This window comes from Noviherbaspirillum malthae (assembly GCF_015352985.1).
Classification (GTDB): Bacteria; Pseudomonadota; Gammaproteobacteria; order Burkholderiales; family Burkholderiaceae_D; genus Noviherbaspirillum; species Noviherbaspirillum malthae.
This window is the reverse complement of sequence record NZ_JACYXF010000039.1, coordinates 13,486-36,293: the sequence shown is the minus strand read 5'-3', so window position 1 is coordinate 36,293 and position 22,808 is coordinate 13,486. Positions and strand designations below refer to the sequence as shown.

General features: G+C 61.9%; 20 protein-coding genes. 15 read left to right on the top strand and 5 right to left on the bottom strand.

Annotation, left to right across the window (positions count from 1 at the left end):
- Positions 1-35: 35 nt before the first annotated feature.
- The 5 genes from IGW03_RS26320 to IGW03_RS26300 all read left to right on the top strand — a co-directional run bounded on the left by IGW03_RS26320 (position 36) and on the right by IGW03_RS26300 (position 5,976).
- The gene (locus tag IGW03_RS26320; RefSeq protein WP_194725504.1) at positions 36-1,223 is read left to right on the top strand and encodes an ABC transporter substrate-binding protein; all 1,188 of its coding nucleotides are present in this window, start codon (positions 36-38) and stop codon (positions 1,221-1,223) included.
- Between the two features lie 85 nt (positions 1,224-1,308).
- The gene (locus IGW03_RS26315) at positions 1,309-2,415 is read left to right on the top strand and encodes a Zn-dependent alcohol dehydrogenase (protein ID WP_194725503.1); all 1,107 of its coding nucleotides are present in this window, start codon (positions 1,309-1,311) and stop codon (positions 2,413-2,415) included.
- A 26-nt stretch (positions 2,416-2,441) separates the two neighbouring features.
- The gene (locus tag IGW03_RS26310; RefSeq protein ID WP_194725502.1) at positions 2,442-3,899 is read left to right on the top strand and encodes an aldehyde dehydrogenase family protein; all 1,458 of its coding nucleotides are present in this window, start codon (positions 2,442-2,444) and stop codon (positions 3,897-3,899) included.
- Positions 3,900-4,036: 137 nt separating this feature from the next.
- Positions 4,037-5,023 carry a Bug family tripartite tricarboxylate transporter substrate binding protein gene (locus tag IGW03_RS26305; RefSeq protein WP_194725501.1) on the top strand — a complete coding sequence of 329 codons (987 nt, stop codon included), beginning with the start codon at positions 4,037-4,039 and terminating at the stop codon, positions 5,021-5,023.
- Positions 5,024-5,157: 134 nt separating this feature from the next.
- A complete protein-coding gene (locus tag IGW03_RS26300) occupies positions 5,158-5,976 on the top strand; it encodes an IclR family transcriptional regulator (RefSeq protein WP_194725500.1) in 819 nt (272 codons plus the stop codon).
- On the opposite strand, the gene IGW03_RS26295 is transcribed toward IGW03_RS26300, so the two are convergent.
- Positions 5,962-6,399, bottom strand: coding sequence for a PaaI family thioesterase (locus IGW03_RS26295; RefSeq protein WP_194725499.1), 438 nt, complete (start codon positions 6,397-6,399; stop codon positions 5,962-5,964). The genes IGW03_RS26300 and IGW03_RS26295 overlap by 15 nt on opposite strands.
- 291 nt (positions 6,400-6,690) lie before the next feature.
- Between IGW03_RS26295 and IGW03_RS26290 the strand changes: the two genes are divergently transcribed.
- The 4 genes from IGW03_RS26290 to IGW03_RS26275 all read left to right on the top strand — a co-directional run bounded on the left by IGW03_RS26290 (position 6,691) and on the right by IGW03_RS26275 (position 12,024).
- Positions 6,691-8,781 (top strand): 3-hydroxyacyl-CoA dehydrogenase NAD-binding domain-containing protein, encoded by a 2,091-nt coding sequence (locus IGW03_RS26290; RefSeq protein ID WP_194725498.1) that lies wholly within the window; start codon positions 6,691-6,693, stop codon positions 8,779-8,781.
- A gap of 81 nt (positions 8,782-8,862) precedes the next feature.
- The gene (locus IGW03_RS26285; RefSeq protein ID WP_194725497.1) at positions 8,863-10,041 is read left to right on the top strand and encodes an acetyl-CoA C-acyltransferase; all 1,179 of its coding nucleotides are present in this window, start codon (positions 8,863-8,865) and stop codon (positions 10,039-10,041) included.
- Between the two features lie 67 nt (positions 10,042-10,108).
- The gene (locus tag IGW03_RS26280) at positions 10,109-10,882 is read left to right on the top strand and encodes an SDR family oxidoreductase (protein ID WP_194725496.1); all 774 of its coding nucleotides are present in this window, start codon (positions 10,109-10,111) and stop codon (positions 10,880-10,882) included.
- Between the two features lie 62 nt (positions 10,883-10,944).
- A complete protein-coding gene (locus tag IGW03_RS26275) occupies positions 10,945-12,024 on the top strand; it encodes a phosphotransferase (protein ID WP_194725495.1) in 1,080 nt (359 codons plus the stop codon).
- Positions 12,025-12,058: 34 nt separating this feature from the next.
- Here the strand turns inward: IGW03_RS26275 and IGW03_RS26270 are convergent, their stop codons facing one another.
- Positions 12,059-12,478, bottom strand: a complete 420-nt coding sequence (locus IGW03_RS26270; RefSeq protein WP_194725529.1) for a PACE efflux transporter — start codon at positions 12,476-12,478, stop codon at positions 12,059-12,061.
- 366 nt (positions 12,479-12,844) lie between these two features.
- Between IGW03_RS26270 and IGW03_RS26265 the strand changes: the two genes are divergently transcribed.
- The 3 genes from IGW03_RS26265 (at position 12,845) to IGW03_RS26255 (ending at position 14,336) form a co-directional block, all read left to right on the top strand.
- Positions 12,845-13,066 carry a hypothetical protein gene (locus IGW03_RS26265; RefSeq protein WP_194725530.1) on the top strand — a complete coding sequence of 74 codons (222 nt, stop codon included), beginning with the start codon at positions 12,845-12,847 and terminating at the stop codon, positions 13,064-13,066.
- Between the two features lie 77 nt (positions 13,067-13,143).
- Positions 13,144-13,734 (top strand): hypothetical protein, encoded by a 591-nt coding sequence (locus IGW03_RS26260; RefSeq protein WP_194725494.1) that lies wholly within the window; start codon positions 13,144-13,146, stop codon positions 13,732-13,734.
- A gap of 167 nt (positions 13,735-13,901) precedes the next feature.
- The gene (locus tag IGW03_RS26255) at positions 13,902-14,336 is read left to right on the top strand and encodes a DUF3597 domain-containing protein (RefSeq protein WP_194725493.1); all 435 of its coding nucleotides are present in this window, start codon (positions 13,902-13,904) and stop codon (positions 14,334-14,336) included.
- 23 nt (positions 14,337-14,359) lie between these two features.
- On the opposite strand, the gene IGW03_RS26250 is transcribed toward IGW03_RS26255, so the two are convergent.
- Positions 14,360-14,791 carry a hypothetical protein gene (locus IGW03_RS26250; protein ID WP_228536099.1) on the bottom strand — a complete coding sequence of 144 codons (432 nt, stop codon included), beginning with the start codon at positions 14,789-14,791 and terminating at the stop codon, positions 14,360-14,362.
- 132 nt (positions 14,792-14,923) lie between these two features.
- Between IGW03_RS26250 and IGW03_RS26245 the strand changes: the two genes are divergently transcribed.
- The 3 genes from IGW03_RS26245 to trxC all read left to right on the top strand — a co-directional run bounded on the left by IGW03_RS26245 (position 14,924) and on the right by trxC (position 19,612).
- Positions 14,924-17,635 carry a bifunctional diguanylate cyclase/phosphodiesterase gene (locus IGW03_RS26245; RefSeq protein ID WP_194725492.1) on the top strand — a complete coding sequence of 904 codons (2,712 nt, stop codon included), beginning with the start codon at positions 14,924-14,926 and terminating at the stop codon, positions 17,633-17,635.
- 53 nt (positions 17,636-17,688) lie between these two features.
- Positions 17,689-18,900: a methyl-accepting chemotaxis protein gene (locus tag IGW03_RS26240; protein WP_194725491.1), complete on the top strand. Its 1,212-nt coding sequence runs from the start codon at positions 17,689-17,691 to the stop codon at positions 18,898-18,900.
- 268 nt (positions 18,901-19,168) lie between these two features.
- Positions 19,169-19,612 carry a thioredoxin TrxC gene (trxC, locus tag IGW03_RS26235; RefSeq protein ID WP_194725490.1) on the top strand — a complete coding sequence of 148 codons (444 nt, stop codon included), beginning with the start codon at positions 19,169-19,171 and terminating at the stop codon, positions 19,610-19,612.
- A gap of 235 nt (positions 19,613-19,847) precedes the next feature.
- Here trxC and IGW03_RS26230 read toward each other — a convergent pair whose 3' ends face one another.
- Together IGW03_RS26230 and IGW03_RS26225 are read right to left on the bottom strand one after the other, a co-directional pair.
- Complete coding sequence (locus tag IGW03_RS26230) at positions 19,848-22,265, bottom strand: DNA polymerase II (protein WP_194725489.1); 2,418 nt, start codon at positions 22,263-22,265, stop codon at positions 19,848-19,850.
- Between the two features lie 201 nt (positions 22,266-22,466).
- On the bottom strand, positions 22,467-22,760 hold the full coding sequence (locus tag IGW03_RS26225; protein ID WP_194725488.1) for a hypothetical protein: 294 nt from the start codon (positions 22,758-22,760) through the stop codon (positions 22,467-22,469).
- Positions 22,761-22,808 lie beyond the last annotated feature (48 nt).

Sequence of the window (22,808 nt, the reverse complement as noted above, 5' to 3'; positions counted from 1 at the left end):
ACCTACCCGGCATGACTATCCACAAGGAGACAGGAATGATCAAGCAGTCTGGATTCAAGTTCACCCGCATCGCTACAGCCGCAGCTGCCCTCACGCTGGGCCTGACCATGGCCGGTGCCGCGCTGGCGCAGGAAGTGGTCAAGATCGGCTACTCCGGTCCGCTGAGCGGCGGCGCCGCGCTCTACGGCAAGAACGTGCTGTCCGGCATGGAGATGGCCGTCAATGAAATCAACGCCAAGGGACTCGAAATCGGCGGCAAGAAATACAAGCTTGAAATCGTCTCGCTCGACGACCAGTACAACCCGAGCCAGACCGGCATCAACGTGCAGCGCCTGATCCAGCAGCACAAGACACCTGCTGTCTTGGTGCCGCACTCCGGCGGTATCTTCGCGGTGCAGGCTTTCAATGAAAAATCCAATGTCCTGCTGCTGGCCTATACCAGCCTGCCGCAGGTGACAGCACGCGGCAACAAGATGACCGTGCGCATTCCACCGGAATTCACCGGCTATGTCGATCCCTTCGTCAAGCATGCGATGAGCAAATACGGCAAGAATGCCGCCATCGCCAATGCCGACCATGACTATGCGAAGGCATGGACCGCAGCCTTCAAGCCGGCATGGGAAGCGGCAGGCGGCAAGATCGTTGCCGAGAATCCGATGTCCTACAACAAGGCGACCGACTTCTACAGCGGCGTCTCGCGCGTGATGCAGGCCAAGCCGGACGTGCTGTTCATCGGCGGCGCATCGGAACCGACGGCGCTGGTCGCCAAGCAGGCGCGCGAACTCGGCTTCAAGGGCGGCTTCATCATCATCGACCAGGCCAAGATGGACGAAATGGCGAAGGTGATCGGCGGCTACCAGCCGCTGGAGGGTGCGATCGGCGTGCTGCCGCTGGTCGAGGATTCCCGCGGCGATGCGAAGTCGTTCGTGGAGCGCTATCGCAAGTCGCATGACAACCGCGACCCGAGCTCGGAAGTTTCACTCAACTACTCGGCCGTGCATGCGACCGCGATTGCGATGAAGCTGGCCAACTCGGTCACCGATCCTGTCGCGATCCGTGCCCAGATGGACAAGGCGGTCAAGCAGCTGCCGAAGGAGTACAACCCGAACGACCTGGACGGCGTCAATGAAGTCGGCGGCATGCTGGCCAATACGTATGTCGGCACGGTCGAGGGCGGCAAGGTGAAGTCGCTGAATCTGCGCAGCCTGGCGGAATCAAAATAAGCGAGCCGGAAACCAGCAGCACGAACCATCTCAAGCCGGCCGCCATGCCGGCTTGTTTCATTCAACTCAGGCAGGGAACAGTTTCATGGAGCAACGAGCAAAGGCAGTGATCTGCCGAGAAATCAATCAGCCGGTGGTGGTCGAGGAAATCATCGTGGAAGCGCCGCGCCGCGGCGAGGTCATGATCAAGCTGGCCGCCTGCGGCGTCTGCCACAGCGACCTGTCGGCGACCAACGGCACGATTCCCTTTCCGCCGCCGGTGATACTCGGCCATGAAGGCGCCGGCCGCATCGTTGCCGTCGGCGAGGGCGTCAGCAATCTCAAGGTGGGCGACCATGTGGTCAGCTCCTTTGTCAGCATGTGCGGCAAGTGCCGCTATTGCCAGACAGGCAGGCCGCAATTGTGCGACCAGGCCGGCAAGGCCATGTTCACCCTGCCCGACGGCACGGTGCGTACGCGCGATACGTCGGGCAATGCACTCAACGTGTTTTCCGGCTGCGGCGTGATGGCGGAATACGCGACGCTGCATACCGACAACGTGGTGAAGATCGACCAGCAGGTGCCGCTCGACAAGGCTGCACTCATCGGCTGCGGCGTGATGACCGGCGTCGGCGCGGCGGTCAATACTGCCAAGGTGGAGCCCGGTTCCGTCACAGTGGTGTTCGGCTGCGGCGGCGTCGGGCTGAATGCGATCCAGGGCTGCGCCATCGCCGGCGCGCGCATGATCGTGGCGGTGGATACCTCCGACGCCAAGCTCGACATGGCGAAGCAGTTCGGCGCCACCCACGTCGTCAACAGCAAGACCGACGAGAACGCCGTCAAGACGATTCTCAAGCTGACCGGCGGCGCGGACTATGCGTTCGAATGCGTCGGCCTCGGCGACATCGCGGCACAGGCCTACGGCGTGCTGGGCAAGGGCGGCACGGCGGTGGTGGTCGGCGTGGCCAACCAGAAGGATACGACCACGGTCAAGACCGCCTCGCTGACCTTCGGCGAGAAGACGCTGACCGGCAGCTATTTCGGCTCGGCCCGGCCGACCGAGGATTTTCCGCGTCTTATCGGCTTGTACCGCGCCCAGCGACTGAAGCTGGATGAACTGATCACCCGTACCTATACCGTCGACGAAGCGCCGCAGGCATTCGCCGATCTTAACGCCGGCCGCAATGCGCGCGGCGTGATCCTGTTCGAGTAAGGCGGGCATCCGCAAGGAGATACAGCATGCAGAATCGAAATCAGCTTTACATCAACGGCCAGTGGGTCACGCCTTCGGGCCGAAACACCATTGACGTGATCAATTCCGCGACCGAGGAAGTCATGGCCGCCATTCCAGACGGCGACGAGAACGACGCCAATGCCGCCGTGGCGGCGGCCCGCGCCGCATTCGATGCCTGGAGCGCCACGCCGCCGGCCGCGCGCGCGGATTACCTGCGCAAGATCCATGAGGGACTGAAGGCGCGCAGCCAGGAACTGGCCGAAATCATCGCCGGCGAAGTGGGCATGCCGGTCAAGCTGTCTGCCGCGATCCAGGTCGGTTCTCCGGTGGCCAATTTCGGCTATTACGCCAAGCTGGCCAATGAATTCGAATGGGAGGAGGTAGCGGGCAATTCGCGCGTGGTACGCGAACCGGTCGGCGTCGTGGTCTGCATCACGCCCTGGAATTATCCGCTGCACCAGATTGCCGCCAAGGTGGCGGCAGCGCTGGCGGCAGGCTGCACCGTGGTATTGAAGCCCTCGGAAGTGGCACCGCTCAATGCCTTTATCCTGGCCGAGGTGATCGATGCCGCCGGGCTGCCGCCCGGCGTATTCAATCTCGTCAGCGGCACCGGCCCGGTGCTGGGCGAGGCGCTGGTGCGCCATCCCGATGTGGACATGGTGTCGTTCACAGGCTCCACCCGTGCCGGCAAGCGCATCTCGGAAGTGGCCGCGGCTACGGTCAAGCGCGTGGCGCTGGAACTCGGCGGCAAGTCGGCCTCGGTGATTCTCGACGACGCGGATCTCGCAGCCGCAGTCAAGGGTACGGTCAATGCCTGCTTCCTCAACAGCGGGCAGACCTGTTCCGCCCATACCCGCATGCTCGTTCCGGAATCGCGTTATGACGAGGCGGCGAAGATCGCGGCGGAAGTCGCCTCCAAGTTCACCGTCGGCGACCCCTTCGGCGGCTCGGCCAAGCTCGGCCCGCTGGTGTCGGAAGCGCAGCGCGAGCGTGTGCGCAGCTATATCCGCAAGGGCATCGAGGAGGGCGCCGAACTGCTGTGCGGCGGACCCGATGCGCCGCCCGACCTGCCCAAGGGTTTCTATGTGCAGCCCACGGTGTTCGGCCGCGTCAAGCCCGACAGCACGATTGCGCAGGAAGAGATCTTCGGGCCGGTGCTCTCCATCATCACCTACAAGGACGAGGATGAAGCGGTGCGCATCGCCAACGGCACGCTCTACGGCCTTGCCGGCGGCGTCTGGGCCGGTTCCGACGAGCGCGCCCAGCAGGTAGCTCGGAAGCTGCGCACCGGTCAGGTTGACATCAACGGCGGCACCTTCAATCTGTTCGCTCCCTTCGGCGGCTACAAGCAGTCGGGCCGCGGGCGAGAGATGGGCAAGTACGGGATGGAGGAGTTCCTGGAATACAAGTCGCTGCAGTTCAAGCCCGGCGCGCCGGTGCTGAGCGAAAAGGCGCCGCATTAGGCGCATGCGGGCATTCAGGCGAGCGGGCCCGAATGCATGGATGCCTGCACCGAATCCGGATCGAAAAAGCATAACAACAACAAAACCCAGGAGCAGTTCGAAAGCGGTAACACATTCATAACAAGGCAGGAGACAACATGCTTAGCAAAATCGCAGCAAGCTTTACCTTCGCATTCGCGGCTGTCGCGACAGTAGCCACGGCACCATCTTTCGCGCAGTCGGCGCAGAATTTCCCCAGCAAGCCGATGCGCATCATCGTCACCTTCACGCCGGGCGGCGCCCCGGACATCCTCGGCCGGCTGCTGGCCGACCGCATGCAGGCCGACTGGGGGCAGCCCGTCATCGTCGAGAACAAGCCGGGCGCAGGCGGCAATATCGGCGCCGACGTGGTGGCGAAGTCGCCGTCCGACGGCTATACGCTGCTGGTCGGCACCGTAGGTACCCATGCGATCAACGGCGCGCTGTATGAAAAGATGCCTTACGACATGGTGAAGGACTTCAGTCCGATCAGCCTGCTGGCCACCACGCCCAACATGCTGGTGGTGAACAACAGCGTGCCGGCGAAGAACCTGCAGGAATTCATCGCGCTCGGCAAGAAGGAAGGCAAGATGACCTTTGCTTCCTCCGGTTCGGGTACGTCGATCCATGTCTCGGGCGAACTGTTCAAGACCCAGACCGGCATCGACATGCAGCACATTCCCTACAAGGGCCGCGCCAGCGCGATTCCCGACCTGCTCGGGGGCAGGGTGACGATGATGTTCGATAACATGCCCTCCAGCCTGCCTCTGGTGCGCGAAGGCAAGCTGCGCGCGCTCGGCGTCACCAGCGCCAAGCGCTCCGCGGCTGCGCCGGACATCCCGACCATCGCCGAGCAGGGCCTGCCCGGTTTCGAGGCGGTATCGTGGTTTGCGCTGTTCACGTCGCCCGGCGTGCCCAAGCCGATCGTCGACAAGCTGCAGGCGGAAGTGCAGAAAATCCTGAAGTCTCCGGAAGCGTCGAAGAAGCTGCAAGACATCGGCCTGGAGCCGGTAGGCTCGACTGCCGAGGAACTGGCGGCTTACCAGCGCACCGAAATCGCGAAATGGAGCAAGGTGGTGAAGGATTCGGGCGCCAAGGCGGAATAAGCCGGGCAGGGGTGTCCGATGTACGCCGCTGTCATTGATGTCTGCACGGGCATCCTGTAAAGTTTCCCGGCATGCAAGCAACGGCAGCGGCGCCCCCGCAGTTCGAGTTGATCCGCTGTCTCCAAGGTACCCACATGAATTCCCGCGACAAAGATATTGAAGACCTGGCTTCCGCCGAGGAGCCCAAGACGGGCGAAGACCGTTATTTCATCACGGCGCTTTCGCGCGGACTCGATGTGCTTTCCTGTTTCCGCTCCGGCGACGTCTCGCTGAGCAATCAGCAGATTTCCGAACGATGCGGCCTGCCCAAGTCCACCGTCACCCGCATCGTCTATACGCTGTCCAAGCGCGGCTACCTGATACAGGTCGAGCCGGGCGGGCGCTATGCGCTCGGCACCGCCACGCTGGCATTGGGCAGTTCCATGCTGGCGCGCATGGACATCCGCCAGATTGCCCGGCCGCTGATGCAGGAATTGGCCGACTATGCGGGCGCAACGCTGGCGCTGGGCGTGCGCGACCGCCTGTCGATCATCTATACCGAAGTGGTGCGCAGCACGGCCACGCTGGCGTTGACGCTGCAGGTCGGCTCGCGCCTTCCGCTGGCGACTTCGGCCATCGGCCGCGCCTATCTGGCCAACGCCTCGCTGCAGGAGCGCAATGCCATCGTCAAGCTGGCGACCGAACTCGACGATTCCGCCGGCGAAGCCATGCGTGAAGGCATCGCGCGCGGCCTGCAGGATTACCAGGAGTTCGGCTGCGCGACTTCGTTCTGCGAGTGGCAGAAGGATGTGAACGGCATCGCCGTGGCATTCCGCTCCAGCGGCACCATCCCGGCGATGGTGATGAACTGCGGCGGGCCGTCTTCAAGCCTGTCGAAGGATTTCCTGCTCGAAGAGGTCAGGCCCCGCCTGCTGGAACTGGTGCACAGGCTTGAATCCTCAAACTTTGGGTGACATCGCGAAGACGCCGCTGGCGCGCAGGATGCGGCGTTCTCCAACCTGCAGCACGCAGTCGGCAAAGGCCAGCCTGTTGCCGCTGCGGTGAATTTCCACATGCGCCTCCACCCAGTCTCCCTGGCGCGCCGCTTCCAGGAAGTCGGTGGTGAGGTTGACGGTGGCGATGCGCTTGTCGCGGTTGGCGCGCAGGATGGCGATGCCGAGAATGCTGTCCGCCAGGGTAGCCAGCATGCCGCCGTGCGCGATGCCGCCGGCATTCAGATGGCCGGGCGAGATACGCACGCCGAATATCGCATCGCGCTCGCCGGTTTTCTTTTCATAGACCGGTCCCAAGGCAATGAAGTAGGGGCCGCCCCGACTCAGCTTTTCAAAGCCTTCCGGCACCGGAAGGGATTCCGCCGTATCGCGTTCTTCTGTCATGGTGTGTTCGTTGGAGGAGATGCACGCATTGTAAAGGCCATTTCAGGAAGTGACTATGTAGTTTGTTCTGCAGAGTAAAACAGCTGCATGGATTTCAAAATGCGTTTGAGCAATGTCTCTTGTAATGAACTTTTAATCGTCTTGATTCAGCTAGGGCATGCGCTTTACATGGGATGATGCAACTGCTAACATCGACCGCATTGTGTGGAACATTGTTTTGCTCTGCAAAACTACGGACGGCGCAGTTGTGCCGGCTATATCAAAAATGAACCCGACAGGAGAGCCGCAAGCATGGACACTGCGCAGTACGAGATCAAGGGAGACGTCGCCGTCATCAGCATGAACAATCCGCCGATCAACGGCCTCGGACTGAGCCTGCGGCGGGGCATCATTGCCGGCGTCGAACGCGCCCAGGAAGATGCCGCGGTGCGGGCCATCGTACTGATCGGAACCGACCGCGCCTTTTCCGGCGGCGCGGACATCAAGGAGTTCGGCACGCCCAAGGCCAGCCAGGAACCCAATCTGCTGAGCGTGATCCGCATCATCGAAGCCTCCGCCAAGCCGGTCATCGCCGCCATCAGCGGCGCCTGCATGGGCGGCGGACTTGAACTCGCGCTGGGCTGCCACTTCCGCATCGCCCGGCCGGATGCCCAGATCGCGCTGCCCGAGGTCAAGCTCGGTCTCCTGCCCGGCGCGGGCGGCACGCAGCGCCTGCCGCGCGTCGTCGGTCTCGATACCGCGCTCAACATGATCGTCTCCGGCAATCCGGTCCCGGCAGCCAAGCTGAAGGACACCGCCCTGTTCGACGAGATGGTCGAGGGCAGCCTGGCGGACGCGGCGCTGGCATTCGCCCGCAAGCTGATCGACGAGAACCGGCCGCTCAAGCGCGTGCGCGACATCCGCATCAGCGAGCCGAACGGCGAAGCCTATCTCGCCTTCGCACGCAATACCGTGGCTGCGAATACCAAACACTTCCCGGCGCCGCTCAAGTGCGTCGAGGCGGTGACCGCCGCCTTCGCCAAGCCTTTCGACGAAGGCATGAAGATCGAGCGCGAAGGCTTCCTGTGGCTGATGAGCACCCCTGAGTCGCGCGCCCTGCGCCATGCCTTCATCGGCGAGCGGGCCGCGGCGAAGATTCCCGATGTCCCTGCCGATACGCCCACTCGCAAGATCGAGCGCGTCGCCGTGATCGGCGCCGGCACCATGGGCGGCGGCATCGCGATGAATTTCCTCAATGCGGGTATTCCCGTGATGTTGCTCGAGATGAAGCAGGAAGCGCTCGACCGCGGCATCGCGACCATCCGCAAGAATTACGAAAACTCGGTCAAGAAGGGCAAGCTGAGCAGCGAGAAACTCGAACAGCGCATGGCGCTGCTGACGCCGACGCTGTCCTATGACGATATCGGCTCCGCTGACTTGGTGATCGAAGCGGTGTTCGAGGACATGGGCGTCAAGGAGCAGGTATTCACCAGGCTCGACCAGGTCATGAAGCAAGGCGCCATCCTGGCCAGCAATACCTCGACGCTGGACATGAACCGCATCGCCGGTTTCACCAAGCGCCCGCAGGATGTGGTCGGCCTGCATTTCTTCAGCCCGGCCAATGTGATGCGCTTGCTGGAAATCGTGCGCGCCGAGCAGACCGGAAAAGACGTGCTGGCGACCGTGATGCAGCTGGCCAAGACCATCAAGAAGGTCGGCGTGGTATCTGGCGTCTGCGACGGCTTCATCGGTAACCGGATGCTCAAGTTTTACCGCAACCAGGCCAATGCGCTGCTCGATGAAGGCGCGTCGCCGCAGCAGATCGACCGCGCCCTCGAGAAGTGGGGCATGGCGATGGGGCCGTTCCGCATGGGCGACCTGGCCGGTCTGGACATCGGCTGGGCGGTGCGCAAGCGCCAGTATGCGGAGAACCCCGACATGAAGCGTTCGGTGATCGCCGACCGCCTGTGCGAACTGGGCCGCTTCGGCCAGAAGACAGGCAAGGGCTGGTACCGCTACGAAGCCGGCAAGCGCGATGCGCTTCCCGATCCGGAAGTCGATGACATCATCAAGGCGGCGCGTGCCGAAGCCGGCGTCACGCCGCGCAAGATCAGCGACGAGGAAATCGTCGAGCGCTGCATGTTTGCGCTGGTCAATGAAGGCGCACGCATTCTCGAGGAAGGCATTGCGGCGCGCGCATCGGACATCGACATGGTCTATCTCACCGGCTACGGCTTTCCTGCGCATCGCGGCGGGCCGATGCTGTATGCGGAAACCGTCGGCCTGCCGAACGTGGTCGAGAAGATGCGCCGCTTCGCGGCCATGCCCGGCGCCGACAAGGCTTTCTGGACGCCGGCCTCCTCGCTGGTGTGCATGGCCAACAGCGGAGAATCGTTCAGCTGAACAAGACCGGGAAAAGATCGGCCGGCATCCACCGGCTTGCAGCTTGCTCAACCTCTTCAAAGAATGCAAAGGGAATCCACCGTGAATGATGCAGTCATCGTCTCCACCGCCCGCACCGGACTTGCCAAGTCGTGGAAGGGCGCCTTCAACATGACCTACGGCGCCACGCTCGGCGCGCATGCGGTGCGTGCCGCCGTCGAGCGCGCCGGCATCGATCCGGCGGAAGTGGAAGATGTGCTGATGGGCGGCTCGCTGTCCGAGGGCACCACTGGCGGCAACGTCGCCCGCGCCATTGCGCTGCGCGCCGGGCTGCCGGTGACCACCGCCGGCGCGACCATCAACCGCTTCTGCTCTTCCGGCCTGCAGACCATCGCCATGGCCGCGCAGCGCGTGATGGTCGACCGCGTACCGGTCATGGTGGCCGGCGGCGTGGAATCGATCTCCTGCGTGCAGAACGAGACCAACCGCCACATGCGCCAGGACCCGTGGCTGCTGGAGCACAAGCCGGAAATCTACTGGAGCATGCTGCAGACCGCCGAGCAGGTCGCCAAGCGCTACAACATCTCCAAGGAAGCGCAGGATGAATACGGCGTGCGCAGTCAGCTGCGCGCGGCCGCCGCGCAGGCCGCCGGCAAGTTCGACGACGAGATCGTACCGATGACCACCACCATGGGCGTGGTGGACAAGGAGACCGGCCGCATTACCACGCGCGAAGTCACCATATCTGCCGACGAAGGCATCCGGGCCGACACCACGCTCGAAGGCGTGTCGAAGATCCGTTCCGCCTTGCCGGGCGGCGTCATCACAGCCGGCAATGCCAGCCAGTTTTCCGACGGTTCGTCGGCATGCGTCGTCATGGACGGCAAGCTTGCCGAACGTCGCGGCATCCAGCCGCTCGGCATCTTCCGCGGCTTTACCGTCGCCGGCTGCGAGCCTGATGAAATGGGTATCGGTCCGGTGTTTGCGATTCCGCGCCTGCTGGAGCGCAACGGCCTGAAGATGGAAGACATCGGCCTGTGGGAGTTGAACGAAGCCTTCGCCTGCCAGGTGCTGTATTGCCGCGACAAGCTGGGCATTCCCGATGAACTGCTCAACGTCAACGGCGGCGCGATCGCGGTGGGCCACCCTTACGGAGTGACCGGCTCGCGCCTGACTGGACATGCGCTGATCGAAGGCAAGCGCCGCGGTGCGAAGTATGTGGTGGTGACCATGTGCGTTGGGGGCGGGCAGGGGGCTGCGGGGTTGTTCGAGGTTTGCTGAAGCAGCATTCTGGACTCCATCCCCTTGAAGGGGAGGGGACCAAACTAAACACGGAAGGAGACAAGCGATGGGCGTCAAACAACTATTCCAGCTCGACGGCAAGATCGCGCTGATCACCGGCGGCTCGCGCGGCCTCGGGCTGCAGATGGCCGAAGCGCTTGGCGAAATGGGCTGCAGGCTCGCCATCAGCGCCCGCAAGGCCGATGAACTCGCCGAAGCCAAGCAGCATCTCGAAGGCCTCGGCTACGACGTGCTCACCGTGGTGAACGACTTGTCGAAAACCGAGCAGATTCCCGCGCTCGTAGAGGAAGTGGTGCAGCGCTTCGGCACCATCGACATCCTCGTCAACAATGCCGGCGCCACCTGGAGCGCGCCGGCGGAAGAGTATCCCGACGAGGCCTGGCACAAGGTGCTGGGACTCAACGTCGATTCGCTGTTCTTCCTGGCGCGGGAAGTCGCGCGGCGCTGCATGATTCCCCAGAATTCGGGCAAGATCATCAACATCGCCTCGGTCGCCGGCCTGCGCGGCAGCGCCACCAACGTCACCACCATCGCCTATCACACATCGAAAGGCGCGGCGGTCAACTTCACGCGCGCGCTCGCCTCCGAATGGGGCAAGTACAACATCAACGTCAATGCGATTTGCCCCGGCTTCTTCCCGTCCAAGATGTCGGCCGGGCTGCTGGAAAAAGTCGGCGATGCGATCATTGCCCGCGCGCCGCTGCATCGCATCGGCGGTGATGAAGACCTGAAGGGCGTCGTGGTATTCCTCGCTTCCGAGGCGTCGCGCCACATCACCGGCCAGGCCATCGCGGTCGACGGCGGCGTCAGCGCGGTGTGATCACATAGCCAGGCACCGACGACTCAAAACCGAACCGCATCCCATTCCGACAAACTGACATCATGACTCTCGATCCCCAAGACCGTTTCGTCGGTACCCGCCCGGTGGCGCCCCAGCATGCCTTCGACGTCGACCGGCTGGCCGCCTTCATGCGGCAGAACGTCGACGATTTCCGCGGCGAGCTGCAGGTTGAACAATTCAAGGGTGGCCAGTCCAATCCCACTTTTCTCCTGACGGCAGGCGGCCGGCAGTATGTCATGCGCCGCAAGCCGCCGGGTACGCTGCTGCCCTCGGCGCATGCGGTCGATCGCGAATACAAGGTCATCAGTGCGCTGGCACAGACCGACGTGCCGGTTGCCAAGGCCCATGCGCTGTGCGAGGACGACTCCATCATCGGCAGCGCCTTCTACATCATGGATTATGTGCAGGGCCGCATTCTCTGGAATTCCGCGCTGCCCGGCTTCGAGCCGGCGGAGCGGCGTGCGCTGTTCAATGAGATGAACCGCGTCATCGCGGCGCTGCACAGCGTCGACTATGAAGCGGTCGGGCTGGGCAGCTACGGCAAGCCGGGCAGCTACATCGAACGACAGGTGGCGCGCTGGACCAAGCAATACCGCGCATCCGAGACCGAGCGCATCGAGGCGGTGGAGAATCTGATTGAATGGCTGCCCAAGCATATTCCTCCGGGCGACGAAACGCGGGTGGTGCACGGCGACTTCCGCATCGACAACGTGATCTTCCACCCGACCGAACCGCGCATTCTCGCGGTGCTCGACTGGGAACTGTCGACGCTGGGCCATCCGCTGTCCGACTTCGCCTATCACTGCATGACATGGCGCATGCCGCCGGGCCGTTCGCGCGGGCTGGCGGGCGTGCCGCTGGCCGAACTGGGCATTCCGACCGAAGAGGAGTACGTGCGCATGTATTGCGAACGCACCGGCCGCGGCGATCTTCCCAGGAGCGACTGGGAATACTACATGGTGTTCAACATGTTCCGCCTGGTCGGCATTCTGCAGGGCATCGTCAAGCGCGCGCAGCTGGGCAACGCTGCCAGCGCCGATGCGGTGGAAACCGGCAAGCGTACCCGCCCGCTTGCGGAGCAGGCGTGGGCGCTGGTGGAGCAGATAGAAAAGCGCGGTTGATGAGCGCGGATGCCTTTGGAGCCGCGATGGAAGCCTAGGCCGCCGATGCAGGCAAGCCGAAAATCCGGTCGAATACCCAACCGAACACGAAGGTATAGACCAGGAAAAAGATGGACAAGCCGATGTCCATCACCAGCGACTGCAGCAGGCTCACTTCAAGCCACCATGCGATGAGCGGCACCAGGAGCACGATCAATCCGCCTTCGAATCCGACGGCATGCGCGGCCCGGCGTGCCAAGCTGCGGCCGCGCACCGTCTGAACCGATTCCCAGCGTTCGAACATGGCGTTGAACGCCAGATTCCACATCACTGCAATGGCCGAACATGCGATCGACAGGGCGGTCGCATGTCCCAGATCCTTGTCCGAGAGGGCGAAAAAACTCACGCTGCAGATGGTAATGGCAATGGCCTCGTACAGGCAGACGTAAACGACTTTGCGCTTGATTCCTTGCAAAACAGATCCTGTTTCTTGTTCGTTGCAAACCGGCCATGAAAAATTTCCGGACGGCGAAACAGGCATTGTAAGCAATCCGGCGAAAAATATTTTCCGCCGCGCCATGCGTATCGATATGGTGATGCTTCGATACATGCCGCATACATTGCGGTACATACATCCGGTAACTCTCCTTACGCTTTTCACGTAGGCGAAAAACGCGCTTCGGCCTTTAATACGGTCATGGAGAAACGCATTGCCGGCTCGCAGACATGCAGGCCATGCGAGCTTCTCCCGCCGGTTTGATGCGCAATGCGCAAACCTCGAACCGTGCTGAAGCAGCATCAAGCGCCCAGTACCAAGTGCAAAGTCGAACAAGGAGAAGAAATGAAAGCATTCCTGTTACCCGCGGCGGCGGCCTGCGCCATGCTGAGCGGCTGCATCGCCGTCCCGGTCAGCGATCCCGGCGTTCATGTCAGCGGAAGCGCTCGTGTTTCCAATTACCCGGCTGCTGGTTACCCGCGCGGACGCGGTTATGGCTACGACCGGGACGGCGACGGCGTTCCGAATCGTTACGACCGCCGTCCGAACAATCCCTACCGTTACTGATTCTTGAAGGCCGTGCGGCAAGGCGCATTGCATGCCGCGACAAGCAACGTCGATACCCCAGGAAAGGATAGTCAGCCATGAATGCAAAGAAGCTTGTTTCCACACTCGTTGCCGCATTGATGCTTGCCGGCGCAGGCATGTCCGCTGCAGTCGCGCAGGGCGTTCCGCTTGCCGGGATCGATCAGACGCAGGCGCAGATCAGGGCACGCATCGAGCAGGGAGTCGCCAGCGGCCGGATCAATCCGCGCGAGGCCGATGCCTTGTACCAGAGGGAGAGCGAACTGCAAGCGCGGGAAATGCGGATGAAGCGCGACGGTTATGCCTCGCCGCACGAACGTCAGGCGCTCATGCAGGATCTGGATGCAATGCGCGCCGACGTCGAACGCGCCATCGCGCGCCCCTCGGCTTCGGCAGGCATGCGGGGTCAGGGAGCCGACATGTCGCATGCACGCATCCAGGCCCGGATCGATGAGGGCGTGCGCAGCGGGCGGCTTACGCAGCGCGAAGCCGACAGGCTGCGGATGCAGGACATGGAGCTCTACCGTCTTGAGGCTCGCTTCAAAGCCGACGGTTACCTGTCGATGGGTGAAAGGCGGCAGCTGCGCGATGAAGTCGCCATGCTCGATCGCGACATCGACAGGCTGATGGCGAACCGGAGATATCGCTGAGTAGCTGGTGACATGGCGGGGGATGCGGAATGCTTCCGACCGGAATCGAAGTTCCGCATTTCTGAACGTCATGCTTGCGCTGGATCGGAAGCATGCAGAACTATTGAAACTAAAGGAATCTCCCATGCTCCAAGCTGAGCAATTTAACAATCTTTAGGAGAGGAAACATGGGCATCCTGAGCAATATCTTCGGCAAGATCTTCCCTTCGTCGCATGCTGCCAATAGTCAGAACCAGGGCCAGCAGCCTTCCGCGCAGACAACTTCACAGCCATCACCGCAGGCGGCACCTGCAGCTCCCGGCGCTCCAGCCCAGACGCCGCAAGCCGCCCCTGCCGCTATGGAGCAGGTAGACGTCGAGCAGATCCTGAACGGCATGGCGCAGAAGAATTCCCAGAAGCTCAACTGGCGCACGTCCATCGTCGATCTGCTCAAGCTGCTCGACCTCGACAGCAGTCTCACCGCACGCAAGGAACTCGCTCAGGAATTGAATTACACCGGAGACATGAACGATTCGGCCTCCATGAACATCTGGCTGCACAGACAGGTCATGAACAAGCTGGCTGCCAACGGCGGCAAGGTGCCAGCCGACTTGAAGGACTGAAGGTCGCACTGCAGCGCTGGAGATCACTCCGCCAGTTCGGCATGCCAACCGGCATAAGGCGTGTTTTTCGCCATGTGCCGGTTGTAATCCGGCTCGCCGTCTTTCCACCATACAGGCCCGCGCTCTCCAAGCGCCACTTTCGCCTCGTGTACTGCAGCACGTGCCGCAGCGAGCCGACCGTCATCATTGGTTCGCTGGGCAGCGGCGACTTCACGTCGGGCGGCCATTAGCTCAGATGTCAAAGCCTGGCGGCGATCTTCCGGCAAGGCAGGATCCGACATGCGCCACAGGCGTCCGCGCACGACGAAATAGCGGCCATCCGGCGTTACGGGGTATTTGATGATGCCTCCTTGAGTGTTCCTTCTGGTGTTTTTCTGGCAAGCACCGCGCTCTTCCATACTGACCATGTACACGGCAAAACTATCTCTCGGCGCCAGCAATATTTGTTGATCCAACAATAAAATGCTGCCTCGGGCAAAGGGAAGCGCAGTCTAAAAGGACAAGAGCCAATTTTTGTAACGTATTGCGTTGCCGAAGGGCAACATAATGCGTTACCCTTTTGCCTGGCTCAGTCTCGATGCACTTCCATGCATTTCCATTTCTTTACCCGTTCGCTTCGGCTCACGCCGGAGAAACAGCGTTTTCTGCGACAGCATGGACGGTTGATCTGTGCCTGGCCAGCGCTGTGCGTACTGCTCGGGGCGTTGCTATGGGGCTTGCTGGTTTCCCTGCTGGCATCCCATCGCCAGCATCTGGAAAACGAAGCCCGCGTCGATGCGGAAATGCTGTCGGCCACCTATGCCAAACAGATTGCACATACCATCGGCGAACTCGATCACATCACCGCCCTGCTGAAAAGCAACTGGGAACGCTCGCAGGGCAAATTCAAACTGGAGCACGTACGCGATCAGGTTGACTTCATCAACCCTACCTTGGTCGGCATCTCGATCAGCAACCGTGACGGCGTGATCGTTTCCAGCACGATGCGTGACGCGGTCGGCATGCGAGTCGATGATCGGAATTATTTCCAGCACCACGCGGCGAATGCCTCCTCGGCCCTGCACATCGGAGTGCCTCTCACCGGACGCTTCAACGACAAGGAGATCGTTACCTTCAGCCGCCGTCTCAACCGGGACGGCGGCGAATTCGACGGTGTCATTACCGCATCGACCGGCACCCAGTTTCTAGCCGCCTCCGCCAATCGCTCCACGCTCGGTGCAACGGGCATCCTGGCGCTGATAGGACAGGACCGCGTCCTGCGTGCGGCGAAGATCGGCAACGAGATCGATAGCCTGCTCGCGCCGTCGGTCATCACCAGGGAAATGCTCAGGGCTGGCCCTGACTTCAGCGACGTAAGCCGTCCGGAGTGGTTTGCGGATGGCGCGCGCCGTTATCTCGCAGCCGCAGCCGTGCCGGGATATCCGCTTCATGCCGTGGTCGGCCTGGGCGAGCCCGATGTGCTTAAACCACTTCAGAACGCGCAAGCGACCTATATCAAGATCGGAATAGGAGGCTCCTGCGTGCTGGCCCTGTTTGCCATGGCTGCGACCGTCATGTCGCTGCGCCTGGCATGGCGACGTCATCGGGAAGACATCGTGCAACAGGCCTATCGCGTGGCCACCGAGGGGGCCAATGAAGGTTTCTACATGTGGCGGCCTGTCTATGACCGTGATGGCGAAGTGCTCGATTACGAACTGGTGGATTGCAATGAGCGCGGTGCCGAGCTCTACGGCAGCCGGCGTTTGGACATCCTGGGCGGTCGCCTGAAGAGCATGTACAGCGGCGACCTACTCGAACGCCTGATGGAACTGGCGGGATACGTCATGCGCACCGGCTATTACGAGGATGAATTCCGGACCGCTGTATCGAGCGTGACGGCGCCGACCTGGATCTACCGGAAATTCGTGCGTGCCGACGACGGTATTGCCGTCACGCTGCGCGACATCAGCGAACGCAAGAGGATGGAACAGGAAAGGGACAGGATGGCGGAACAGGACAGCCTGACCGGCCTGCCGAATCGCCACTGGCTCGCGGGCTATCTTCCGGCGGCGCTATCCCGCGCTGCTGCCGGCGGCAGCCTGGTCGGCGTTCTGTTCGTCGATCTCGACAAGTTCAAGTCGGTCAATGATTCCTGGGGCCATTCCGCCGGTGACCTGCTGCTGCAGGCGGTGGTCGCGCGCCTGCGCGGCGTGCTCAGACCTGCCGACAGGATCACGCGTTTCGGAGGCGATGAATTCATCGTCCTGCTAGAGGGCATCGTGCGCGAAGTCGACGCCGCCGAGATCGCGCATCGTATCTGCGCGACGCTCGAAGAGCCGTTCCGGATCGGCCCGCGGGAATGCCAGGTAGGCGCTTCCATCGGCATCAGCCTGTTTCCCAAGGACGGTAGCGATGCCGAAACCCTGATCCGCAATGCCGACATCGCCATGTACACGGTGAAGTCGGGCACGCGCGGGCATTTCCGGTTCTTCGACCAGGAGTTTTACGCACGCATCCAAGGCCGGCGTGAAATGGAAGCCGAACTGATGCAGGCGCTCGAGCAGGACCAGTTCGTCATTCATTACCAGCCGAGGGTGGATGCACGGTCCGGCACGCTGCTCGGCCTGGAAGCCCTGGTCCGCTGGCAGCATCCTGTGCGCGGACTGGTGTATCCGGGCGACTTCGTTCCGATTGCAGAAGGCTCCGGCCTCATCCTGCAGCTTGGCGCGATGGTGATGGACAAGGTCTGCGCACAGCTGGCGCAGTGGCGTGCCGAGGGACTGGAACCGGTGCCGGTGTCGGTGAATGCTTCTGCCCGGCAGTTCAACGAAGGAAGCGTGGATGAGGTGCTGGCCATGCATGTGCGGCGCCATGGGCTTCCTTCCAGCCTTATTGAAATCGAGCTCACCGAGTCGATCATGGTCAGCAACGCCGAACAGGTTTTCGATCAGCTCACTGCGCTGCATGCAATGGGCGTCTCCGTGCATCTGGACGATTTCGGCACCGGCTATTCTTCGCTCTCCATCCTGCACAAGCTGGATGTGGATGTGCTCAAGGTCGACCGCGCATTTACCGCACAGCTGGGCACGGGAAGGGAGGGCGAGATTCTTTTCAAGGCCATTATTTCCATGGCGAAGGCATTGAACATGCGGGTGGTGGCCGAAGGTGTCGAACACACCGGACAGCTGAGCCTGCTGCAGCAGCTCGGCTGCGACGAGGTGCAAGGCTATCTGGTATCGCGCCCCCTGCCGCCGCTTGAAATCCGGCAATTTCTGAGACCGGGTATCGTGCTGCTGGATAGAGAAGCGATAATCGCCTGAGCGGCAAACATCAAGACGACTGAATAATCAGATAACTAAACCACGGGGCAAGCATGTTATTGGACAACCTGAAAATCACCCATCGTATCGCCATCGGCTTTGCCGTCATCTTGCTGTTCATGGCCGCCGTCGTCGGCGTGGCCGACCGGCAGCTGAGCGAGATGGAAGCCTTCAGCCGCAGGGCCGCCGCGATGGAGCAGAGCGCAGGTCCGGCCGCTGCAGCGCTCAAGACCGCGGCCGCCGAGTCCGCTGCCGGCATCGGCGAAACGCGTATTGCGATCTACGGCCTCGGCATTGCGGCACTGGCAGCCGCTGCGGGCCTGACATTCTGGCTGGCCGCGGGCATCGTGCAGCCGCTGCAGGAAGCCATTCTGATTGCGGAAACGGTAAGCTCCGGCGACCTCAGCCAGGAATTCGACACCGAGCGCGGCGGCGACTTCGGCCGGCTGCTGTCGACCCTGGGAGACATGGAAGACAGGCTGACCGACCTGGTCGGCAAGATCAAGGAGTCGAGCGATTCCATCATGGTTGCATCGAAGCAGATCGCCTCCGGCAACCAGGATTTCTCCGCGCGCAACCAGGAACAGCTCGATGCTCTGGTCGGCACCGCCGCCACCATGCAGGAGCTCACGCTGAACGTGAAAAAGAATGCCGACAGCGCGACCCGCGCCAATGAGCTTGCAGTGTCGACCTCGACGCTTGCAAGCAAGGGCGGCAGCAGCGTATCGCAACTGGTCAATACCATGGATTCCATCAGTGCCTCGTCGCAGCGCATCGTGGACATCATCAGCGTGATCGACGGCATCGCTTTCCAGACCAACATTCTCGCGCTCAATGCCTCGGTCGAAGCGGCGCGCGCCGGCGAACAGGGACGGGGCTTCGCGGTGGTTGCCGGCGAAGTGCGCAACCTTGCGCAGCGTGCCGCCAACGCCGCCCGCGAAATCAAGGTACTGATCGACGATTCCGTCGAAAAGGTGGAAGAGGGAAGCAAGCGGGTCGCCGAAGCCGGCGCGACCATGCAGGACATCGTCGCCAGCGCAAGCCGCGTCACCGACATCATGGCGGAAATCAGCGCAGCGAGCCGTGAACAGGCAGCCGATATCGAGCAGATCAATGGCAGCGTTGCCCAGATGGATGATGCGGCCAAGCAGAATGCCAAGGTGGTGGAAGACGCAGCAGCCGCGGCAGACTCGCTGCAGCAGCAGGCCGGTGCGCTGGTCGAAGTGGTCGCATCCTTCAAGCTGGACGACGAACCGGCTGCCTGAACGGCTTCTCCTGCCTGCATTTGATGTGCGAAAAACAAGCCCCTGGAACAGAATTTCAGGGGCTTGTTCTTTTCCGATGCAAGCATGCCGGCTGGGTATAGCTTTTTCAGGTTGTTGCCCGGCTGCAGCGAAATCGTTGCAATTTTCCCGTGACGGCCTTGAGCATGACGGCATGCGTCTCCACATGGCATTCAGCGCATCTTGCGGAGGATGAATTCTGTCACCGCAGGGTAGATCCAAACTTCCACTGTCATGCGAGGAAAAAGTCATGAGCTTGCATATCGTCTGTCCACACTGCCAGGCCGTCAATCGTGTTCCTCAAGAGAGGCTGGGCGACGCCCCCGACTGCGGCCGCTGCCACAAGCCTGTCTTCAGCGGCAAGCCGATCGCGCTGACAAGCGCGGATTTTGACCGGCATGCCGACCGCAACGACATTCCGCTGCTGGTCGATTTCTGGGCGCCATGGTGCGGACCTTGCCGGATGATGGCGCCGGCCTTCGAGCAGGCCGCCGCGCAGCTGGAGCCTTCGGTGCGGCTGGCCAAGGTCAATACCGAGGATGAACCCATGCTCGGCTCCCGTTTCGGCATTCGCAGCATCCCGACCCTGGCGCTCTTTCTGCACGGCCGCGAAATTGCTCGTCAGCCCGGCGCCATGGGGGCGGCGGATATCGTCCGCTGGACCCGCGCGGCGATGGCCTCATCTCCTGTCTGACGACATTGCTATCACCCTGTTTCGAGCAATGATCTTGCAGGTGCAGCTCTGGCGAGTCAGGCGACATCGGCATTTCTCGTCATGTGCATGGAAACAGCACGGCCTGTCATCGTCGCGATGTGCGACTCACAGTATCGCTGGAGACCGCGTATGCGCAACGATATAAGTCGGCCAAAATAGAGGCTTGCGAAAGGTGCCAGAAACACGTGAAGAACGCGGCTTTTCAACTTCCGCCTCAGAACAAAATATGCTGCCGGCTCGTCAGCATCGTGAAATCATCATCGACGAACGGCAGGATCGCATCGGCCACCGGCTGCAGCTGGCGCGTCAGGTAGTGGTCGTAGTCGATGGGCGAGCGCTGCGTCTCCAGCGGTTCCGGGCCTGCGGTGGTCATCACGTAGCGTATCCAGCCGCCGTTCTGATACTGCCGGGGCCGGCCGTGGCGCAGGTTGTAGTCGTCGGCCATGCGTGCGGCGCGCACATGGGGAGGCAGGTTGCGCTCGTATTCGTCCAGCGGACGGCGCAGCCGCTTGCGGTACACAAGCAGTGCGTCGAATTCGCCGCTGACCGTACGGCCGACATAGTCGCGCACGTAGTCGCGGTAGGGCTCGCCCTTGAAGATGCGCAGGTATAGCGCCTGCTGGAATTGCTGTGCGAGCGGCGTCCAGTCGGTGCGCACCGATTCCAGTCCCTTGAAGACGGTCTCTTCAGTGCCGTCCGGCTTGGCAACAAGACCTGCGTAACGCTTCTTGCTGCCTTCCTCCGAGCCGCGGATGGTCGGCATCAGAAACCTGCGGTAGTGAGTATCGAATTCGAGTTCAAGCGCGCTTGCCAGTCCGAAGTCCTCTCGCAGGTGACATTCCCACCACTGGTTGACATGCTTGACCAGCGCATCGGCAACGATGGCCGCCGCCTCGTTCGTATGCGCATGCGGGAGCCGGACAAACAGGGAGTCGGTGTCACCATAGATCACCTCATAGCCCCGTTCCTCGATCAGCCTGCGCGTGCGGCGCATGATCTCGTGACCGCGCATCGTGATCGACGAAGCGAGGCGCGGATCGAAGAAGCGGCAGCCGCTCGATCCCAGCACGCCGTAGAAAGCGTTCATGATGATTTTCAAGGCTTGCGACAGCGGCGCATTGCCGTCGCGCTTGGCGGCTTCCCGCTCTTGCCAGATCTGGCGCACGATGGAGGGCAGGCAGTGCTTGTCCCGGGAAAAGCGCGCACCTCGGAAGCCCTGCACCGTAGCCGCCTCGTCCGCATGATGCAATCCTTCCACCAGGCCGACCGGGTCGATCAGGAAGGTGCGGATGATGGAGGGATACAGGCTTTTATAGTCGAGCACCAGCACCGAGTCATACAGGCCGGAGCGCGAATCCATCACGAAGCCGCCCGGGCTGTTCTCGCCCGCGACATCTCCCAGGCTCGGCGCGACGTAACCCCGGCGATGCATCATCGGCATGTACAAATGCTCGAACGCGGCCACCGAGCCGCCGCTGCGGTCGATGGCCAGCCCGGTGACGCTGGCGCGTTCAAGCAGGAAGCTCATCAGCCTCGTCTTGTCGAAGATGCGCGTCACCAGCTCGCAGTCCTTCAGGTTGTAGCGCGCCAGGGCGAGCTTGTCTTCGGCGAAGCGCCTGTCGATCTCAGCCATGCGCTCATAGGGATTGTCGATGGACTTGCCTTCGCCCAGCAGCGTCTGCGACACATGCTCCAGGCTGAACGAAGGAAAATTCCATGACGCCGACTTGAGCGCTTCGATGCCGTCGATGATCAGCCGCCCGGCCGCCGAGGCGAAGTAATGCTGGCCCTTGCCTCCGTGTTCGCGCCAGCCGAGCGCGCTGCCGTCGCGCCCGAACCGCAAGGGCACGTGAAGACTGTCGGCATGCTGCTGCAGAATGCGCAGGTCGAACTGCACGAGGTTCCAGCCGATGATGGCGTCGGGATCGTGACGTTCCATCCAGCCGTTCAGGCGTTCCAGCATCTGCGATCGGCTGCCGCAGTATTCCAGCTCGAAATCCAGGGCATCCTGCATGCCGCTGGCCAGTCCCAGCATGTAGACCTGGCGCTGGCCACAGCCTTCGAGTGCAATGGAGTAAAGGTCGCCCTGAGCGCTCGTTTCGATATCGAGCGACACCGTACGCAGGGAGGGACGGTATCCGCCTGCCGGCTTTAAATGGCAATCGAGCAGCGGTCCGCTGCGATCTTCAATCTTGGAAGGGCGGCCGCCGAAGGCCACGGGTCCTGTGATGAAACGCTCCATCAGATAGCGCTCCGGCGGGCGGACATCGGCTTCATAGACGTCGATGCCGCTGTCGCGCAAGCGTTTCTCGAGCTTGAGCAGATGGCGATACTGGCGGCAGTACAGCCCGAGCACCGGGCGGCGCTGGAAATCGCGAAGCGCAAGAGGGCGCAGTTCCCATGCGCGCTCTCCCTGCAATACCGCTTCCGCCTGTTGCCCCTGTTCCGCCGGTATGAAAGCGACCGAAACCTGAAACGGCAAGCGAAGGTGTCGGGGACCGTCCTCGGTTGCCACCCAAAAATCCACCTCGGTGCCGGCAGCCGTATCGCGCCAATGCCGGGTCAGGAGAAACCCTAGTCCCTGTATCAGTTCCACCCGCCCGCCGTGTTCAAAGCACCCTCCCGGAATCATGCAATTCGTGCTACCTCCATGCAGCTGCATGAAGGCAATAATGACACCAGGCATCTTAAACCATGTGACCGGTTTATGATTCAGTAAGGAAGGGTTTCTTTACCTTGGGAACAGGGACGGAGGCTAAGGCGGAAAATCTACGTGGAACTGATTTGGCATGTCGAATGTTACCGAAAGCAGCAGAACCGGCATGTCGCCTTCTCACTGCTGCAGCGGGCTGACCTTGATATAGGCATCGGTGACTCGAAACTTTTGCCGACGGTCGCCGAGCATTTCCCTCAGTTCGGCGATGCTCAGGTTCGTTTCTTCATGAATGCGGATTAGGAGCGAGGCGCTGACGGGAGTGCGGCGGTGCCGTATCTTGCTCAGGACGGGCGGGCGCACCTGAAGCGTGCGAGCAAGCGCCGCATCGTTTGCCAGGTGCAAGGTTTCACGCACACGGTCGAGAAGGCGGTTTGGATCATAGACTCGGTAATTTTCAGCGTGTTCTTCCATTAAATAATCCAATAAACCAGACGCAGAAGCCTATTGATATGTCTAGTT

Bases quoted from the DNA above. Each gene is read 5' to 3' on its own strand.
- IGW03_RS26305 (WP_194725501.1), top strand. From the start codon at position 4,037: ATGCTTAGCAAAATCGCAGCAAGCTTTACCTTCGCATTCGCGGCTGTC.
- IGW03_RS26255 (WP_194725493.1), top strand. From the start codon at position 13,902: ATGGGCATCCTGAGCAATATCTTCGGCAAGATCTTCCCTTCGTCGCAT.
- IGW03_RS26280 (WP_194725496.1), top strand. From the start codon at position 10,109: ATGGGCGTCAAACAACTATTCCAGCTCGACGGCAAGATCGCGCTGATC.
- IGW03_RS26225 (WP_194725488.1), bottom strand. From the start codon at position 22,760: ATGGAAGAACACGCTGAAAATTACCGAGTCTATGATCCAAACCGCCTT.
- IGW03_RS26310 (WP_194725502.1), top strand. From the start codon at position 2,442: ATGCAGAATCGAAATCAGCTTTACATCAACGGCCAGTGGGTCACGCCT.
- IGW03_RS26315 (WP_194725503.1), top strand. From the start codon at position 1,309: ATGGAGCAACGAGCAAAGGCAGTGATCTGCCGAGAAATCAATCAGCCG.
- IGW03_RS26295 (WP_194725499.1), bottom strand. From the start codon at position 6,399: ATGACAGAAGAACGCGATACGGCGGAATCCCTTCCGGTGCCGGAAGGC.
- IGW03_RS26300 (WP_194725500.1), top strand. From the start codon at position 5,158: ATGAATTCCCGCGACAAAGATATTGAAGACCTGGCTTCCGCCGAGGAG.
- IGW03_RS26320 (WP_194725504.1), top strand. From the start codon at position 36: ATGATCAAGCAGTCTGGATTCAAGTTCACCCGCATCGCTACAGCCGCA.
- IGW03_RS26240 (WP_194725491.1), top strand. From the start codon at position 17,689: ATGTTATTGGACAACCTGAAAATCACCCATCGTATCGCCATCGGCTTT.
- IGW03_RS26265 (WP_194725530.1), top strand. From the start codon at position 12,845: ATGAAAGCATTCCTGTTACCCGCGGCGGCGGCCTGCGCCATGCTGAGC.
- IGW03_RS26230 (WP_194725489.1), bottom strand. From the start codon at position 22,265: ATGATTCCGGGAGGGTGCTTTGAACACGGCGGGCGGGTGGAACTGATA.
- IGW03_RS26275 (WP_194725495.1), top strand. From the start codon at position 10,945: ATGACTCTCGATCCCCAAGACCGTTTCGTCGGTACCCGCCCGGTGGCG.
- IGW03_RS26245 (WP_194725492.1), top strand. From the start codon at position 14,924: ATGCATTTCCATTTCTTTACCCGTTCGCTTCGGCTCACGCCGGAGAAA.
- IGW03_RS26260 (WP_194725494.1), top strand. From the start codon at position 13,144: ATGAATGCAAAGAAGCTTGTTTCCACACTCGTTGCCGCATTGATGCTT.
- trxC (WP_194725490.1), top strand. From the start codon at position 19,169: ATGAGCTTGCATATCGTCTGTCCACACTGCCAGGCCGTCAATCGTGTT.
- IGW03_RS26290 (WP_194725498.1), top strand. From the start codon at position 6,691: ATGGACACTGCGCAGTACGAGATCAAGGGAGACGTCGCCGTCATCAGC.